Below are 16524 nucleotides of genomic sequence, written 5' to 3'. Positions count from 1 at the left end.
CGGGTGGGCGTCCTCCTCTCCGCACGGCGATGCCGCCCCCGGCCCGCGCGCCGGGGCGGCGTTGCCGCCTGATCCGGGCTGGTCAGCCCCCGACGGGGGTCCAGGTGGCGCTGTGCGCGGCGCTGTCCTCCACCGCGGCCAGCACGCGCTGCACGCGCAGGCCGTCGGCGAAGCTGGGCGCCGGGTCGGTGCCGGTGCCGATGGCGGTCAGCAGGTCGGCGACCTCGTGGGTGAAGGTGTGCTCGTAGCCCAGCAGGTGCCCCGGCGGCCACCACGCGCCCACGTAGGGGTGGTCGGGCTCGGTGGCCAGGATTCGCCGGAACCCGGCCTCCGCGCCGGGCGCGTCGCCGTCGAAGAACGACAGCTCGTTCATCGACTCGAAGTCGAAGGCCAGGCTGCCGCGCGAGCCGTTGACCTCCAACCGCATCGCGTTCTTGCGGCCCAGCGCGTAGCGGGTGGCCTCGAAGGTGCCGACCGCGCCGCCCGCGAAGCGGGCCAGGAACAGCGCGGCGTCGTCCACGGTGACCTGCCCGGTGCCCTCGCCGTCGGGACGTTCCCGCACGAAGGTCTCCGACAGCGCCGAGACCCCGGTGATGAGGTCGCCGACCACCCACTGCGCGGCGTCGACGATGTGCGCGCCCAGGTCGCCCAGCGCGCCGGAGCCCGCTTTCTCCTTGCGCAGCCGCCAGGTCATCGGCGCCGCGGGGTCGGACAGCCAGTCCTGCAGGTAGACCGCGCGGACGTGGCGGACCTCGCCGATCCTGCCGTCCTCGACGAGCTTGCGGGCCAGCGCGAGGGCGGGCACCCGGCGGTAGTTGAACGCCACCATCGAGCGCACGCCCCGCGCCGCGGCCCGCTCGGCCGCCGCCGCCATGGCCTCCGCCTCGGCCACGGTGTTGGCCAGCGGCTTCTCGCACAGCACGTGCTTGCCCGCGGTCAGCGCCGCGATGGCGATCTCGGCGTGGGTGTCACCGGGGGTGCACACGTCCACCAGCCCCACGTCGTCCCGCTCCACCAGGGTTCGCCAGTCGGTCTCCACGCCCGCCCAGCCGTACTTGGCCGCGGCCTCCTTGGCCCGCGACTCGTCCCGGCCGCACAGCGCCGCCAGCCGCGGCGTCAGCGGCACCTCGAAGAACCGGTGCACGTTGCGCCACGCCTGGGAGTGGACCGCGCCCATGAAGGCGTGGCCCACCATCCCGACCCCGATCTCCCCGTTGCTCTCGCTCATCGCGTCGCCTTCCGTCCTGTGCCGTCTAACCGCAATGCCGCCTCGCTCACGAGTCGAAGCCGACGTCCATGTACTGGTCGACGTTGTCCTTGGTGACCACGGCGGAGTAGGTGGTGATCAGCGCGGGGATCTCGTGCTCGGCCAGGTCGCCGATGCCCTTGGCCTGGCCGAGCAGCCGGGCCAGCGCGATGGCCGACGAGGCCATGGAGGGGCTGTAGAGCACGGTCGCCTTGACCACGCTGCTGTCCGCCTTGATGCGGTCCATCATGTTCTTGGAGCCCGCGCCGCCGACCATGATGAACTCGCTGCGGTTGGCGTTCTCGATCGCCGCCAGCACGCCGATGCCCTGGTCGTCGTCGTGGTTCCACAGCGCGTCGATCCGGCTCGCGCCCTGGAGCAGGTTCGAGGTCTGCTGCTCGCCGGACTCGGAGGTGAACTGCGCCGAGACGCGGGGGCCGACGCTGAAGCCGCTGCGCGCCAGCGCGTCCTTGAAGCCCTGGCTGCGCTCCTGGGTCAGCGGCAGCGCGTCGATGCCCGCGACCTCGGCGATGACCGGGTTGGCGATGTTCTTGGCCTTCATCTGCTCGGCGATGTAGTTGCCCGCGTTGACGCCCATGCGGTAGTTGTCGCCGCCGATCCAGGTCCGGTAGGCCAGCGGGGTGTCGAAGATCCGGTCGACGTTGATCACCGGGATGCCCGCGTCCATGGCCTGCCTGCCGACCTCGGTCAGCGCCTTGCCGTCGAAGGGCAGCACCACCAGCACGTCGACCTTGTCGTTGATCAGCGTCTCGACCTGGGCGATCTGCTGGTTGACGTCGTTGGTGCCCTCGGTGGCCTTGAGGGTCACGTCGGAGAACTGCTCGGCCTGGGCGCGCGCGTTCTTGGTCATCGCGGCCATCCAGCCGTGGTCGGCGGCGGGTGCGGAGAAGCCGATGGTGACCTGCTTGCCCGGCTGGGTGTTCGCGCCCGAGGCCCCGGCCAGCGCGGCGCCGGTGCTCTGCGGGGTCTCGTTGGAGGTGCAGCCCGCGAGCAGCGCGGTGGCGCCCACGGCGGTGGTGCCCCAGAGGAACCTGCGGCGGTCGAGTGAGGACATGGCGGACTCCAGCGGTGTCGGTGGACGGCGGTGGGGGCTGGGACTGCTGGTGCGGTCAGGTCTTGAGCACGCGGCGCCTGCGCGCGGTGATCCCCTGGAGCAGCACCGCGGCGATGATGATCACGCCCTTGGCGATGTTCTGGATGTCGGTGTCGAGGTTGTTCTGGGTGAAGATGCTGTTGAGCACGGTGAAGATCAGGACGCCGATGAGCGTGCCGATCAGGGTGCCCCGGCCGCCGCTGAGCAGCGTGCCGCCGATGACCACCGCGGCGATGGCGTCCAGCTCGTAGAACAGGCCGTTGGTGGAGGCGCCGGAGGTGGTCCTGGCGACCACCATCAGCGCGGCGATGCCGCAGCACAGGCCCGCGATGCCGTAGACCAGCGCGGTGTGCCGCTTGACGTTGATGCCCGCCAGCCGGGCGGCCTCGGCGTTGCCGCCGACGGCGAAGGTGCGGCGGCCGAACGTGGTGCGGTTGAGCACCACCCAGCCGATGGCGAAGACCAGGGCCAGCATCCAGATCAGCACCGGGACGCCGAGGAACGCGCCGCGGAAGAACGTGGTGAACCCGGTCTCGGTGACCACCTGGGTGCGCCTGCCGGACAGCCGCTCGGCCAGGCCGCGCGCCGAGGCGTACATGGCCAGGGTGGCGATGAACGGCACGATCTTGCCGTAGGAGATCAGCAGCCCGTTGACCAGGCCGCAGCCCAGGCCGACCAGCAGCGCGCACAGCACCATCACCGCGGGTCCGTAGGACTGGGTGGCCACCGTGGTCATCCACACGCTCGACAGCGCCACGATGGAGCCCACCGACAGGTCGATGCCGCCGCTGATGATCACGAACGTCATGCCGACGCTGACCACGCCGATGGCCGCGGCCAGGCGCAGCATGGTGGAGATGTTGGCCTCGGTGAGGAAGCTGTCGGGTCGGGTGGCGTAGCCGACCGCGCACAGCACCAGCAGCACGCCGAGCAGACCGGCCAGCCGCACGTCGAAGCTCAGCCCACCGGACCACTTGCGCTCCCCCGGCGAGGGCGGGGCCTTCCCGACCCCCTGCTGCGCGGTCAGTTCCCGTTGGGGCGCAACCATCAGACAGCCTCCTCGGTGACGTCCGCGATCTCGCTCACGGCGCTGCCCTCCATCACGATGTCCAGCACGGCGGCCTCGGTCAGCTCGGCGGCGGGCCGCTGCGCGGCCACCTCCCCCTCGCGCAGCACCAGCACCCGGTCGGCCAAACCGAGCACCTCCGGCACCTCGCTGGAGACCAGCACCACGGCCACGCCCTCGGCGGCCAGCTCGTGGATCAGCCGGTACAGCTCGGCGCGCGCCCCCACGTCCACGCCGCGGGTCGGCTCGTCCAGCAGCAGCACCCGGCAGCCGCGCACCAGCCAGCGCGCCACCACCGCCTTCTGCTGGTTGCCGCCGGAGAACGTGCCGACCAGCCTGCGCGGGTCGGCCGGGCGCAGGTCCAGCCGCTCCAGGGTGGCGCGCGAGTCGCGCAGCTCGCGGGCGCGGTCGGTGAAGCCCGCCCGGCTGTAGGCGGACAGGCTGGCCAGGGTCACGTTGTGCGCCACCGGCAGCTCCAGCAGCAGGCCCTGGCTCTTGCGCTCCTCCGGGGCCAGCCCGATGCCCGCGCGCACCGCGTCGGCGACGCTGCCCGGCCGCAGCGCGCGGCCGTCGACGGTGACGCTGCCCGCGTCCGGCTTGCGCGCGCCGAAGACGGTCTCCAGCACCTCGCTGCGGCCGGAGCCGACCAGCCCGGCGATGCCGAAGATCTCCCCGGCGTGCACGGTGAAGCTGACGTCGCGGAACTCGCCGTGGCGGGTGAGCCCCCGCACCACCAGCACCTCGCGCCGCTCGTCCGCGGTGGATGCCTGCCTGACCGGGAAGACGGCCTCGACCTTGCGGCCGGACATCAGGTCCACCAGCTCGTTGGTCGGGGTGTCGGCGGACAGCCCGGAGGCGACCGTGCGGCCGTCCTTGAGCACGGTGACCCGGCTGCCGATCCGGCGGATCTCCTCCAGCCGGTGGGAGATGTAGACCACGGCCACGCCCGCGGCGGTCAGCTCGCCGACGATGCGGAACAGGTTGTCCACCTCGTCGGAGGCCAGCGCCGCGGTCGGCTCGTCCATCACGATCAGCCGGGCGTCGTGGACCAGCGCGCGGGCCATGCTGACCAGCTGCTGCCCGGCCGCGGACAGCAGGCCCACCTCGCGGTCGGGCCGGATCTCCGGGTGGCCGAGCCTGCGCATCAGCTCCACCGCGCGCTGCCGCATGGCGCCGCGCCTGCTGAAGCCGAAGCGCGCCCGCTCGTGGCCGAGGAAGATGTTCTCCGCCACCGAGATCCCCGGCACCAGGTCCAGCTCCTGGTACATGGTGGCCACGCCCAGCCGCAGCGCGGCGACCGGCGAGGACAGAACCGCAGGCGCGCCGCGCCAGGTGATCGTGCCCGCGTCCGGCTGGTGGGCGCCCGCGAGCACCTTGATCAGCGTCGACTTGCCCGCGCCGTTCTGGCCGAGCAGGCAGTGCACCTCGCCCTCGCGGACCTCCAGGTCCACCCCGTCCAGCGCCCGCACGCCGGGGAAGGTCTTGACGATGCCGGACATCGTCAGCAGCGGTTCGCTCACGCGGGGGCCTCCTCGTGGTCGTGGTGGTCCGGACCGGATCTGGCCGGGTCGTCGAACGCGCGCTCCAGCGCGAGCAGCGCGCCGCCCGCCCCCGCCGCGCTCGCGCCCAGCGCCGAGGCGCGCACCGAGGGCACCGCCGCGGCGGCCACCGGCCCCGCCGCGACCTCCGCCCGCACCGGTTCGACCAGCCACTCCGCCAGCGCGGCGAAGTAGCCGCCGAGCACCACGGCGGTGGGGTTGAGCAGGGTCGCCAGGATCGCCACGCCGGTGCCCAGCGCCGCGCCGATCCGGTGCAGGCCGTCCAGCGCGCGCCAGTCCCCGGCCGAGGCCCTGGCCCGCACCACGGCCAGGCTCTCGGCGGCGTCCAGCGCGGGGTCCAGCAGCGGGTCGCCGGGCGCGGCCACGGCGTGCAGCAGCGCGTCGAACCCGACGCAGGCCTCCCAGCAGCCGCGCCTGCCGCACGCGCAGTAGGGGCCCAGCGGTTCCAGCGCCATGTGCCCGACCTCGCCCGCGTAGCCCGACGCGCCGCGCACCAGGACGCCGTCGGCGACCACGCCCGCGCCCACGCCGTGGTCGCCGACCAGGCACAGCAGGTCGGGCACCGGGTCGGCGCGGTGCTCGGCGAGCGCGGCCAGGTTGGCGTCGTTGCCCAGCGCGAGCAGTTCCAGCGGCAGGCCGGTGCGCGCGGCCACGGTGTCCAGCAGCGCCACCTCCCGCCAGCGCAGCCGGGGCGCCAGCCGGACCACGCCGTGCTCGGTGTCGATCAGGCCGGGCGCGACCACGGTGATCCCGCAGACCCACCCGCCCGCCGCGCGCACGTCCGCGCTCAGCTCGGCGATCACCCACCCGATCCGGTCGGCGACCTCCTCGACCCGCAGCGCGGCGGGCTCGCACACCGCCTGCCTGCTCAGCCGGGTGCCGCCGTCGAGGTCCACGGCGGTGGCCACGACCCTGGTGAGGCGGACTTCGACGCCGATGCCGAACGCGGTGCGGGGCAGCAGCTCGACGCGGCCCGCGACGCGCACCAGGCCCCGCCGGGCCAGTTCCACGACCAGGGTTGAGACGGTGGCCTTGGGCAGTCCGGTCAGGACGGCCAGCCGCGCCCTGGAGGCGGGGCCGTGCTCGCGGAGGGTGCGGGCGAGCAGGGCGAGGGTGTCCCGCCTGCCCGGCGAACCGACCGATCGCGGCACGTGCGCCTCCGCTCCATCGAGGGGCGTTCCCGTGCTCCAGCTCACACTTCCGGCTGAAGCCGAGCGCAATCCTGTGGGCAAAAGGTCAAACTTGGCAAGACTTTTGCTTAAACTTGTCGAAAGTAGGCTCCGAACGGACGAAACATGGGCGCAACGGGGTAGCCGCGGGTGCCCCTGTCGGGGATGACGGCGCGGGCGCGCTCAGGCGATGTCGAAGGCCCGATCGGTGGCCGACCAGGCCGCGCCGATGACGCCGGACAGCTCGCCCAGCTCGGACAGCACGATGGGCAGGTTGCCGGTGGCCAGCGGCAGCGACCGCCGGTAGACCGCGCTGCGCACCTCGGCCAGCAGGGAGTGGCCCAGCCGGGACACGCCGCCGCCGATGACCACCATGCCGGGGTTGAGGAAGCTGACCAGGGAGGCGACCACCTGCCCCAGCCTGCGCCCGCCCTCGCGGATCAGGTTGGCCGCGGCGAAGTCGCCCGAGGAGGCGGCCACGCCGACGTCCTCGGCGGTCAGCGAGCCCTTCTCGGCCAGGGTGGCGGCCAGCATCGGCGAGCGCCCGCTGCGGGCCAGCGTCAGCGCGTCGCGGGCCAGCGCCGCGCCGCCGAAGTACGCCTCCAGGCAGCCCAGCTCGCCGCACGCGCAGGCGGGCCCGAAGTCGTCCAGCCGGATGTGCCCGATGTCGCCCGCGGTGCCCGCGGCGCCCCGGTAGACCCGCCCCCCGACGACGATCCCGCAGCCGATGCCGGTGCCCACCTTGACCAGTATCAAGTCGTCCAGCGAGCGCGCCACGCCCGAGTGGCGCTCCCCCAGCGCCATCACGTTGACGTCGTTGTCCACGGTGACCGGGCAGCCCCAGCGGCCCGCCAGGTCGTCGCGCACCGGGTAGCGGTCCCAGCCGGGCATGATCGGCGGCGCGACCGGCATCCCGTCGCGGAAGCTGACCGGCCCCGGCAGCCCGATGCCCGCGCCGATCAGCCGGCCGGGCGCCTTCTCCAGCACCCGCTCGGCCAGGTCCGCGACCCGCCGCAGCACCTCGACCGGGCCCAGCCGCACCGCGCAGTCCTCGCTCTGGCTGGCCAGCACCTCGCACCGGCCGTCGGTGACCGCGACCGTGATCGAGGTGACGCCCACGTCCACCCCGATCACCCGCAGGTCGTCGGCGAGGTGCACCAGGGTGGAGCGCCTGCCGCCCCGACTGGCGGCCGGACCGCCCACCGCGACCAGCCCCTCGTCGACCAGCCTGGCGATCTCGGCGGTCAGCTTGGCGCGCGGCAGGTCCAGCCGCTCGCCCAGGGCGACCCTGGACGTGGCGCCCTCGTCGCGCAGCAACCGCAGCAGGTCGGTCCGCGTGCGCGGACCACGTCCTCCACCAGGTGCCGCCATCGCCCGCCTCCTTCACCGCCCGCCTCCATTCAACACCCCCGCCCACCCCGCGAGTCGGACTCCCGGCACCCCGAGTTCGCCGTTCGGAAAACCCGGAGCCGACGCCCGACGCGCGGCCCTCGACGCACGGACGGCCCCGTCAAGCGCACGTTCGGCCGAACCGGTGAGCACGAACGGTGATCGGTCCGTCCACAGTGGCCACCCGGCGGAGCCCTCCGGTCCACAAAGGATCAACACCGGGTGTGAGCACAGTCATGCGCCACGGGCGACCACCACCGATAAAATAGTTTGGCTAGCTAACCGAGTCAGTCTCGGTCACTGTCGACACGGGGCACGGAGTCGACAGGAGCACCCCCATGACCGCGACCGCCACCGCCGCACCCGCCACCCGCCGGGGCAACCCCGCCGCCATGGCCGCGCTCGCGCTGGGCGGTTTCGGCATCGGCACCACCGAGTTCGCCACCATGGGCCTGCTGCCCCAGGTCGCCGACACCTTCGGCATCTCCATCCCCACCGCGGGCCACGCGATCAGCCTCTACGCGCTGGGCGTGGTGGTCGGCGCCCCGCTGATCACCGTGCTGGCCGCGAAGCTGCCGCGCAAGGGGCTGCTGATCGCGCTGACCCTGGCGCTGGCGGCGGGCAACGGGCTGTCCGCCGTGGCGCCGAGCACGGGGCTGCTGATGACCAGCCGGTTCCTGGCCGGGCTGCCGCACGGCGCGTTCTTCGGCATCGCCGCCGTGGTGGCCGCCGCACTGGTGCCGCCGGAGCGGCGGGGCACCGCGGTGGCCCGGATCATGGTCGGGCTGACCGTGGCCAACCTGGTCGGCGTGCCGGTCGCGACCGTGGCCGGGCAGCAGATCGGCTGGCGCGCGGCCTACCTGGCGGTGGCCGTCATCGAGGTCGCCACGGCGCTGGCGGTGGCCAGGTGGCTGCCCAGGACGCCCGCCCCGCGCGACGCGGGCGTGGCCGCCGAACTGCGCGCGTTCCGCCGTCCGCAGGTGTGGTTCGCCCTGCTCACCGGCATGGTCGGGTTCGGGGGCATGTTCGCCGTCTACTCCTACATCTCCCCGATCACCACCGAGGTCGCCGGGCTGCCCGGCGGGGCCGTGCCGTGGGTGCTGGCGGTGTTCGGGCTGGGCATGACGATCGGCGCGACGGTCGGCGGCCGGTTCGTGGACCGGTCGGTGATGGGCACCGTGTTCGGCTCGCTGATCGCGGTGACCGCCGTGCTGGTGCTGCTCGGGCTGACCGCCACCGCGCCCGCCGCCGCGTTCGGCTCGGTGTTCCTGCTCGGCCTGACCTCGCAGGTGCTGGCGTCGGCGCTGCAGGTGCGGCTGATGGACGCCTCCCCGGACGCGCCGTCGCTGGCCTCCTCGTCCAACCACTCGGCGCTCAACATCGCCAACGGCGCGGGGGCCTGGCTGGGCGGCCTGGCCATCGCGGCGGACTGGGGCTACACCGCCACCGCGTGGGTCGGCGTGGCGCTGAGCCTGGCGGGCCTGGCCCTGGTGGCGCTGTCGGTGGCCGTCGAGCGGCGCACGGCCTGATCCGCATCGCGCCGGTGGGTGCGCGGTGCCGCACCCACCGGCGCCGGAGCACGGGTCAGCCGAAGTAGCCGCCGAACATGATCCTGCTGGTCTCGGTCGTGGTCCGCACGCCGACCTCGTAACCGTTCTCGACGACCTGGGTGTTGTCCATGATGGCCAGGGTGTACCGCTCGTCGGGGCCGACGAAGCCGACCGAGTTGATCAGCCACGAACCGTCGTCGTTGTCGTCGGACCAGCCGTTCTTGTTGCCCGGCCGGGCGGTGCTCCCCGCTCCCCAGACCCCCCACTGCTGGTTGGGGTCGACCCCGCGCATCTCGTTGACGATGTAGTCGCGGTGGACGGCGGGCAGTTCCTCCAACACGTAGTTGATCAGCCGGTCGAGGTCGTCGGCCGTGGTGAGGATCCAGCCCCAGTGGTGCGGGTGCTCGTCGGTGAACCGCATGTCGGTCATGCCGTAGGACGGGAAGCGGGAGGCGAACTCGGCTTCTCCGCCGAAGCGGTTCCACAGGGTGTGCGCCGCGTCGTCGTCGCTGGAGTGCAGCATGCGGTGCATCAGGTCGCGGTCCTCGGCCGTGAGCGTGACGGCTCCCGCGTCGCTGCGCAGCAGCAGGTCCACCACCATCGCGAGCTTGGGGGTGGAGCAGGCCCAGATCAGCGTGTCGGAGTCGGAGTTGCGCCAGACCGCGCCCGTGAGGCGGTCCCGCACCACGATCCCCGCGAAGCCGGGGCGGTTCTGGGCGTAGGCGTTCGCCCGGTGGATGCGCGCCAGCAGCGCGGGGTCGAAGCGGTGCTTGGCGTCCTGCTGACCGCTGACGAGCACGGGCGCGGCACCCGCGGGCAGCGCGGGCGCGGCGGTCATGGCCACGAGGACGGCGACCGCGACCGCGCCCTTCCTGAATACCTTCATGGAGTCCGAACGATCCTTTCCCGCGGGACGACGCGCGGTGGGCGCACCCGCCGCGCGAACAGCCCCGTCATCGACAAGACGAATGGGACGTCACGAAGCGCGGGCGGCGCGCCGGTCCGGCGCGGTCGGCCACGGCTTCGATCTCCGCCACGTGCTCCCCCAGAGCTCGGACTGGCAGGCGCTCCACTCTAGTGGCACAGGTCGGTCCTACCGATCACCGGGTGGGACCGACGTCCCCGGCCCCGCTGTCCCGCCTGGTCGTCGCGGCCCGCGGTCAGCGGCCCCCGCGAGCGTGCCGGGACGCGCTCGGGAACGCCTCCGCGGAGCAGTCGTCGGTGGCGACCACCACCACGGGATCGCTGAAGTCCTCCGCGCCGTCGGAGCCGTTGAACACCACCACCTGACGGCTGCCCACCGCCTCGGCCAGCACGTCGGTGGAGACCCGCCAGGTGAAGGTCGGCCCGGCCACCTCCTGCTCGACCTCGGCGACCGGCTCCCAGGCCCAGCCCGGCCCGGTGTACCGGTAGAGCACGGAACCCTCGACCATGTGGTCCATGCCCTGCGGCTGCCCCGGCGGCAGCGCCCACCCGGTGGCCGGGTCGTCGTCGGAGTCGATGAACACCCGGCGGTGGGTGAAGTCCCTGGTGAAGTCGGCCCGGTACTGCGCGGCGGTCGGGGTGACGCACCCGGCGGGCGCCAGCACCGAGGCGGGCGGCGTGGTGACGGTGACCGGCGCGCTGGGCGTGGAGGCGTTGCCCGCGACGTCGCGGGCCCGGACGCTGAACGTGTAGGCGGTGCCCGGCTGGAGCCCGGTCGCGGTGAACGCGGTGTCGTGCGTGGTGCCGACCGGGACGCCGTCGCGCAGCACCTCGTAGTCGGTCACCGCCACGTTGTCCAGCGAGCCCCGCCAGCGCAGCACCACCTGCACCGGCGAGGCGACCGCCGTGGCCTCGCGCGGCGCGGCGGGCGCGGTCGTGTCCACCACGCCCGCCACCTCGCCCAGCTCGGCGTCCCAGTACCCGGCGATCACGTCCCACGGGTACGGGTCGTGCCCGCGGTCGGTGACGTAGACGTAGCCCGCGCCGTTGGCCTTGCTGCGGGCGACGACCGCCGCCATGTCCTCCCGCGTGGGCACGTCGTAGACCAGGTGCCAGAACTTGTCGTGGTCGGCGTGGGCCAGCTCCCAGTCCGGCGGGGTGTGCGCCAGGTAGGACTGGTAGTCGCCCTCGAAGGACAGGATGGTGTCGGCCACGCCCTCGTAGCACTGCTCGGTCGGGTGGCCGGGGTTGAGGGCGATGTGCGCGTGCGGGTGAGTGCTCCTGATCCGGGCGCTGATCGCGGCGTAGCGGGCCACGTGCTCGCCCTCCGCGCCGCAGGTCGCGATGGTCTGGTCGAGGAACACGCCGTCGACGCCGTAGCCGCCGTAGAGGGCGTACCAGTCGTCGATGTCCCGCTCGATCTGGGCGGTCCACGCCTCGGGCGAGGTCTCCCCGTCGCGGGTGCGGTGCGCGCCCTGGCCGAACTCCACGCCCAGGTAGCCGGTGTCGACGTAGACCAGGACCTTGATCCCCGCGTTGTGCATCGCCTCGATCGCGTCCGCCCACGCTCGGGAGAACGGCGCCTCGGGCATGCTGCGGCTGCCGTTGACCACCACGATGCCCGTGGTGGGCCGGTTCTGGGCCAGACGGCGGAACCCGGTCAGCCCGTCGGGCGTGGTCGGGCTCCAGTAGGCGGGAACGGCGGTCTTCTGGTGCGGTGGCGCGGCGCTGGCGGGTGCGGGCGCCAGCGCGGCGACCGTCGTGACGACAACCCCGGCGCGGCCCACGGCGGTTCTCAGGCGCGTCATGACGGTCAGTCTTGGCCGGCCCCCGGACCAGGGCAATCCTGCGAAGGCAGGTCCGGGGTGGGCCGGCTGGCGGCCGGTTTCGGCAACGATTCAGCCGCCGCGGCCGCGCAGGTAGGCCAGCACGGCCCGCACCCGCCGGTGGTCGGCGCTGTCGACGTGCAGGTCCAGCTTGGTGAAGATGCCGCCGATGTGCTTGGACACGGTGACCTCGGAGATCACCAGGTCCGCGGCGATGGCCGCGTTGGACCGGCCCTGCGCCATCAGCCCCAGCACCTCCAGCTCGCGGGCGCTGAGCAGGCGCAGCGGGTCGCGGCGGTGGGACAGCAGGCGGCGCACCACGTCCTGGTCGACAACCGTGCCGCCGCCCGCCACCTCGGTCAGCTTGGCCAGGAAGTCCGCGCCGTCGGCCACGCGGTCCTTGAGCAGGTAGCCGGTGCCCGCGCCACCGGTCTCCAGCAGCTCGGCCAGCGACGGGGTGTCCACGTGCTGGCTGAGCACCAGCACCGGCAGCGCGGGCAGCTCCGCGCGCAGCGCGATGGCCGCGCGCAGGCCCTCGTCGCGGAACGCGGGCGGCATCCGGACGTCGGTCACCACCACGTCGGGCACCTCGGCGCGGACGGCGGCCACCAGCTCCTCGGCGGTGCCCACCGCGGCGGAGACCCGGTGGCCGAACCGGGTGATCAGGCCGACCAGGCTCTCCCGCAGCAACCCGGAGTCCTCCGCCAGCACCACGCGCATCACCGCCCACCCGCCCCACCGGGCTCGCACGGGATCTCCACCCGCACGACCGTAGGCCCTCCGGGCGGGCTGGACAGCAGCGCCCGGCCGCCCACCGCCGTCACCCGGTCGGCCAGCCCGCGCAGCCCGCTGCCCCGCTCCGGGTCCGCCCCACCCGGTCCCCGATCACCCACCTCGACCACCAGCAGGTCCCCCGCCACCCGGCCGCGCACCCACGCCTGGTCGGCACCGGAGTGCTTGACCACGTTCGTCAGCGCCTCGCTGACCGCGAAGTAGGCCGTGCTCTCCACCGCGGCGGGCAGCCTGCCCACGCCGTGAATGCGCACGTCCACCGGCAGCGGGCAGCGGGTGACCAGCTCGGCCACCGCGGTCCGCAGGCCGCGCTCGACCAGGACGTGCGGGTGGATGCCCCGCACCAGCTCCCGCAGCTCGGCCAGAGTGGTGACGGCCTCGGCGTGGGCCCGCGCCAGCGGCTCGGCCGACTCCTCCCCCGCCCGCGCCCGCGCCGCGTCCAGCAGCACGGCCAGCGCCACCAGCCGCTGCTGGACGCCGTCGTGCAGGTCCCGCTCGATGCGCCGCCGCTCCGCGTCGAAGGCGTCGAGCAGCCGCCCGTTCGACCGGATCAGCTCCATGTCCTGGTCCGATCGCGCGGAGGTGCCGGTCAGCAGGGCGCGGGCGGTGCCCGCGTGCAGCGCCGCCACCAGGGTGACCAGGTACAGCCCGACCAGCAGGCCCAACAGCGCGGGCACGACCAGCGGCAGCGACGCGCGCACCGAGGTCAGTTCCAGGCCCAGGTAGCGCACCGACCCCGGCGAGAGGCCGCGGACCACCGGTGCGGCCAGCAGCGCCAGTGACAGCGCGGGGATCGCGGCGGCGACGAAGTCCAGCACCCACAGACCGGTGGCGAACAGCGCCGTGTAGGCGAACTCGCGCCACGTGGCGCTCTCGCCGCCCCTGGCGCGCACCCACCGCCTGCCCCGCACCGCGCCCAACGACCGGTGCGGGCTGGGCGGTGGCGGCCCGCCCAGCAGCGCCAGCCTGCGCCGCTCCAGCGCGCCGACCGCGAGCCCGCTGAACCCGACCGCGACCAGCACCGGCAGGCCGATGAGCACCGGTGTGAACGCCGTGCCCAGCGCGATCAGCGCGAACAGCGCCACCAGGGTGGGCAGGCCCAGCAGCGCGCCGGTGGCCGCGTAGGCCCAAGCCCGCCACGGGATCGCCGAGCCGAGCAGCCGCACCGGGTTCCGCATCACCGCGATGTCCACGTCCCCGCAGCGTACGAGGAAACCGCACGGGCGCAGCACAGCTGGCTATACCCGTGAACGGGTCTCCGCTGTGATCCGCCGGGCGAGCGGAGCCGCTGCACTGGTCGCCACAGCCGATTTCGGAGGAGCGGTGATGGCGGAACCCACGAGCACCAGCGCGCCCGACGACCGCCGGGGACCGGGGAAGCGCCCGTCGAGCAGGCGGATGAGACCGGGAGCGCGCAAGGTGTGGCTGCTGCTGCACGTCGCGATCTCGGTCGGCTGGTTCGGCGGCGCGTACGCGATGCTGGTCATGGGCGTCGCGGCCACGACCAGCGCGGGCGAGCCGCTGCGGCCCGCCGCCTACGAGCTGATGCACCTCAGCGACAGGGTGATCATGATCCCCGGCAGCCTGGGGGCCCTGGTGACCGGCCTGGTGCTGGCGCTGCGCACCAAGTGGCGGGTGCTGCACCACTGGTGGGTGGTGCTGAAGCTGGTGCTCACCGTGGGCGGGATGGCGTTCGCCTACGCCTGCGTCGCGCACAACGTCAGGACCGCGCTCGCGGCGACCGAGCACGACCCGGCCGCCGACATCGGAGCGCTGCCCGCGAACGTGGTCTCCGGGTCGGCGGTCATGCTGGTCGTGCTGTTCGTGATCACGCTGCTGTCGGTGCTCAAGCCGTGGGGCCGCACCAGGTGGGGACGCGCTGCCGCGCGGGACGCGGCCCGCCGGGGCGCGGTCGCGCCAATCGGCCGCGCGGGCGCGCAAGAGCTAGGCTCGACCCCGTGAGCAGCACCCCGGAAACCGCGCAGACCAGCGAGAACCCCGAACACGGCGAAGGCGGCAAGTACTCGGTCAAGGGCAAGGAGTACACCCGCGACACCCGCTACATCACCACGCGCGTGACCGCCGACGGCCGCGACGGGTTCCCGGTCGAGCCCGGCCGGTACCGGCTGGTCGCCGCCCGCGCCTGCCCCTGGGCCAACCGCTCGATCATCGTCCGCAGGCTGCTGGGGCTGGAGGACGCGATCTCCCTCGGCCTGCCCGGCCCGACGCACGACGCGCGGTCGTGGACCTTCGACCTCGACCCCGGCGGGCGCGACCCGGTGCTGGGCATCGAGCGGCTCCAGGAGGCGTACTTCAAGCGCGACCCGGACTACCCGCGCGGCATCACCGTGCCCGCGATCGTGGACACCACGACCGGCGCGGTGGTGACCAACGACTTCGCGCAGATCACCCTGGACCTGTCCACCGAGTGGCGGCGGTTCCACCGCGAGGGCGCGCCCGACCTGCTGCCCGAGGCGCACCGCGAGGAGATCGAGGAGGTCAACCAGCGGGTGTTCACCGAGGTGAACAACGGCGTGTACCGGTGCGGCTTCGCGGGCAGCCAGCGGGCCTACGACGAGGCGTACGCGCGCCTGTGGACCGCGCTGGACTGGTTGGAGGAGCGGCTCAGCGGCAGGCGCTACCTGGTCGGCGACACCATCACCGAGGCCGACGTGCGGCTGTTCACCACGCTGGTGCGCTTCGACCCGGTCTACCACGGGCACTTCAAGTGCAACCGCAACAAACTCGACCAGATGCCCGCCCTGTGGGGCTACGCGCGGGACCTGTTCCAGACGCCGGGGTTCGGCGACACGGTGGACTTCTGGCAGATCAAGCAGCACTACTACGTCGTGCACGAGGACATCAACCCCAGCGGGATCGTGCCGCTGGGACCGGACCTGTCCGGTTGGGTCACCCCGCACGGGCGCGAGGCGCTGGGCGGGCGGCCGTTCGGCGACGGCACCCCGCCCGGCCCGGTGCGCGAGGCCGAACGGGTCGACCCCACCCACACCCCCCTGCCCTGACCACGTCGGCAAGTACTACCCGTGCGCCTCGATCGAGCGCACAACTACCACCCGTGCGAACGGATGTCGTGGACGGGCAGTGGTCAACGGCCCGCCGCGGCGGCTCGGGTAGTACTTGCAGACGTGGCCAGAGGGCGGGTTTGGCGTAGTCCAAGGGGAGAGATCGTCCGCGCCGCAGCTCTCGCGGCGGCTGGTGAACGCCCCCAGCGGGGGTCGGTCGCGGTGGCCCCCAACGGGTTGTAGAAGGTGCCGGGGTTGCGCGAGTACCGCTCGATCCTGCCGCCCCAGCGGGCCGACCGGTCGCCGTCGGCGTCCCGCTCGGCCCGCCAGAAGTCCAGCAGGTGTCAGTCGACGGCTGGTAGATCGTCACCGAGGCGTCGGTGCCCTTGGACACCAGCATGTCCGGTGGGGTGGTAGATCGGCGTGGAGCACTCATCGGTGTTGACCGCTCAGGTCCCGTAGTTGTTCTCCTTGTCCAGCTTGATGTTGTCGACGATCTCCGCCGAACGCGGGTCCAGCGGCACGTGGGCGGGCAGCTTGGTGTTCCACGGCCCGCTGCGGGAGAAGCCGTTGGTCGGCCGCGCCTGCTCCGCGGTGGTCGGCGCGGTGACCGCGATCCCCAGCACCAGGACCGGGAGCGATGACACGACTCGTGCAATTCCGCGCACGGCGCATCGCCTCTTCACGTCGTGGGCGGCCACGTGGTGCGGAGGAGCGCCGCGCGGCGGACACGGGCGGTCCGGGATTCCGATCCGCACGGCCGCGATTGTCCCGAACCGCCGCGCACGCCTGTGTGCGTTTGCAAGTACTGTCGAAATTCGCGAAGGTTAACCCGAGACGCGCGAGCGCGCGACTTGAACGACGAA

14 protein-coding genes are annotated in these 16524 nt (G+C 73.3%); 3 read left to right on the top strand and 11 right to left on the bottom strand.

Annotation, left to right across the window (positions count from 1 at the left end):
• Window positions 1-82 precede the first annotated feature (82 nt).
• From JOF41_RS06355 to JOF41_RS06330, 6 genes are all read right to left on the bottom strand, one after another.
• Entirely contained in the window at window positions 83-1228 is a 1146-nt protein-coding gene (locus tag JOF41_RS06355; RefSeq protein ID WP_189225503.1) for a Gfo/Idh/MocA family protein, read from the bottom strand.
• A 46-nt stretch (window positions 1229-1274) separates the two neighbouring features.
• A complete protein-coding gene (locus JOF41_RS06350) occupies window positions 1275-2321 on the bottom strand; it encodes a substrate-binding domain-containing protein (protein ID WP_189225502.1) in 1047 nt (348 codons plus the stop codon).
• Between the two features lie 55 nt (window positions 2322-2376).
• Window positions 2377-3408 (bottom strand): ABC transporter permease, encoded by a 1032-nt coding sequence (locus JOF41_RS06345; RefSeq protein WP_189225501.1) that lies wholly within the window; start codon window positions 3406-3408, stop codon window positions 2377-2379.
• Entirely contained in the window at window positions 3408-4925 is a 1518-nt protein-coding gene (locus JOF41_RS06340) for a sugar ABC transporter ATP-binding protein (RefSeq protein WP_209624046.1), read from the bottom strand. The genes JOF41_RS06345 and JOF41_RS06340 overlap by 1 nt, the downstream gene beginning before the upstream one ends.
• Before the next feature lie 17 nt (window positions 4926-4942).
• Window positions 4943-6136 carry an ROK family transcriptional regulator gene (locus JOF41_RS06335; RefSeq protein ID WP_189225500.1) on the bottom strand — a complete coding sequence of 398 codons (1194 nt, stop codon included), beginning with the start codon at window positions 6134-6136 and terminating at the stop codon, window positions 4943-4945.
• A 201-nt stretch (window positions 6137-6337) separates the two neighbouring features.
• Entirely contained in the window at window positions 6338-7525 is a 1188-nt protein-coding gene (locus JOF41_RS06330) for an ROK family transcriptional regulator (RefSeq protein ID WP_189225499.1), read from the bottom strand.
• Window positions 7526-7881: 356 nt separating this feature from the next.
• On the opposite strand from JOF41_RS06330, the gene JOF41_RS06325 reads away from it, so the two are divergent.
• Window positions 7882-9072, top strand: a complete 1191-nt coding sequence (locus tag JOF41_RS06325) for an MFS transporter (protein WP_189225498.1) — start codon at window positions 7882-7884, stop codon at window positions 9070-9072.
• A 55-nt stretch (window positions 9073-9127) separates the two neighbouring features.
• On the opposite strand, the gene JOF41_RS06320 is transcribed toward JOF41_RS06325, so the two are convergent.
• From JOF41_RS06320 to JOF41_RS06305, 4 genes are all read right to left on the bottom strand, one after another.
• Window positions 9128-9979, bottom strand: a complete 852-nt coding sequence (locus JOF41_RS06320; protein ID WP_209616963.1) for a serine hydrolase — start codon at window positions 9977-9979, stop codon at window positions 9128-9130.
• A 274-nt stretch (window positions 9980-10253) separates the two neighbouring features.
• Complete coding sequence (locus JOF41_RS06315; RefSeq protein ID WP_209616961.1) at window positions 10254-11825, bottom strand: spherulation-specific family 4 protein; 1572 nt, start codon at window positions 11823-11825, stop codon at window positions 10254-10256.
• 90 nt (window positions 11826-11915) lie between these two features.
• Window positions 11916-12563 (bottom strand): LuxR C-terminal-related transcriptional regulator, encoded by a 648-nt coding sequence (locus tag JOF41_RS06310; RefSeq protein ID WP_189225530.1) that lies wholly within the window; start codon window positions 12561-12563, stop codon window positions 11916-11918.
• Window positions 12563-13828, bottom strand: coding sequence for a sensor histidine kinase (locus JOF41_RS06305; protein ID WP_209616959.1), 1266 nt, complete (start codon window positions 13826-13828; stop codon window positions 12563-12565). The genes JOF41_RS06310 and JOF41_RS06305 overlap by 1 nt, the downstream gene beginning before the upstream one ends.
• Window positions 13829-13961: 133 nt before the next feature.
• On the opposite strand from JOF41_RS06305, the gene JOF41_RS06300 reads away from it, so the two are divergent.
• Both JOF41_RS06300 and JOF41_RS06295 read left to right on the top strand, forming a co-directional pair.
• On the top strand, window positions 13962-14597 hold the full coding sequence (locus JOF41_RS06300) for a hypothetical protein (RefSeq protein ID WP_209616957.1): 636 nt from the start codon (window positions 13962-13964) through the stop codon (window positions 14595-14597).
• A gap of 101 nt (window positions 14598-14698) precedes the next feature.
• Window positions 14699-15658, top strand: coding sequence for a glutathione S-transferase family protein (locus JOF41_RS06295; protein ID WP_209624045.1), 960 nt, complete (start codon window positions 14699-14701; stop codon window positions 15656-15658).
• Window positions 15659-16107: 449 nt separating this feature from the next.
• On the opposite strand, the gene JOF41_RS06290 is transcribed toward JOF41_RS06295, so the two are convergent.
• The gene (locus JOF41_RS06290; RefSeq protein ID WP_209616955.1) at window positions 16108-16305 is read right to left on the bottom strand and encodes a hypothetical protein; all 198 of its coding nucleotides are present in this window, start codon (window positions 16303-16305) and stop codon (window positions 16108-16110) included.
• Between the last annotated feature and the right edge of the window lie 219 nt (window positions 16306-16524).

The organism is Saccharothrix coeruleofusca (genome assembly GCF_017876325.1).
Lineage (GTDB): Bacteria > Actinomycetota > Actinomycetes > Mycobacteriales > Pseudonocardiaceae > Actinosynnema > Actinosynnema coeruleofuscum.
This window is presented reverse-complemented; position numbering and strand designations above follow the sequence as displayed.

Coding starts and splice junctions, on each gene's coding strand:
- JOF41_RS06355 (WP_189225503.1), bottom strand. CDS start 1,228: ATGAGCGAGAGCAACGGGGAGATCGGGGTCGGGATGGTGGGCCACGCC.
- JOF41_RS06350 (WP_189225502.1), bottom strand. CDS start 2,321: ATGTCCTCACTCGACCGCCGCAGGTTCCTCTGGGGCACCACCGCCGTG.
- JOF41_RS06345 (WP_189225501.1), bottom strand. CDS start 3,408: ATGGTTGCGCCCCAACGGGAACTGACCGCGCAGCAGGGGGTCGGGAAG.
- JOF41_RS06340 (WP_209624046.1), bottom strand. CDS start 4,925: ATGTCCGGCATCGTCAAGACCTTCCCCGGCGTGCGGGCGCTGGACGGG.
- JOF41_RS06330 (WP_189225499.1), bottom strand. CDS start 7,525: ATGGCGGCACCTGGTGGAGGACGTGGTCCGCGCACGCGGACCGACCTG.
- JOF41_RS06325 (WP_189225498.1), top strand. CDS start 7,882: ATGACCGCGACCGCCACCGCCGCACCCGCCACCCGCCGGGGCAACCCC.
- JOF41_RS06320 (WP_209616963.1), bottom strand. CDS start 9,979: ATGAAGGTATTCAGGAAGGGCGCGGTCGCGGTCGCCGTCCTCGTGGCC.
- JOF41_RS06315 (WP_209616961.1), bottom strand. CDS start 11,825: ATGACGCGCCTGAGAACCGCCGTGGGCCGCGCCGGGGTTGTCGTCACG.
- JOF41_RS06310 (WP_189225530.1), bottom strand. CDS start 12,563: ATGCGCGTGGTGCTGGCGGAGGACTCCGGGTTGCTGCGGGAGAGCCTG.
- JOF41_RS06300 (WP_209616957.1), top strand. CDS start 13,962: ATGGCGGAACCCACGAGCACCAGCGCGCCCGACGACCGCCGGGGACCG.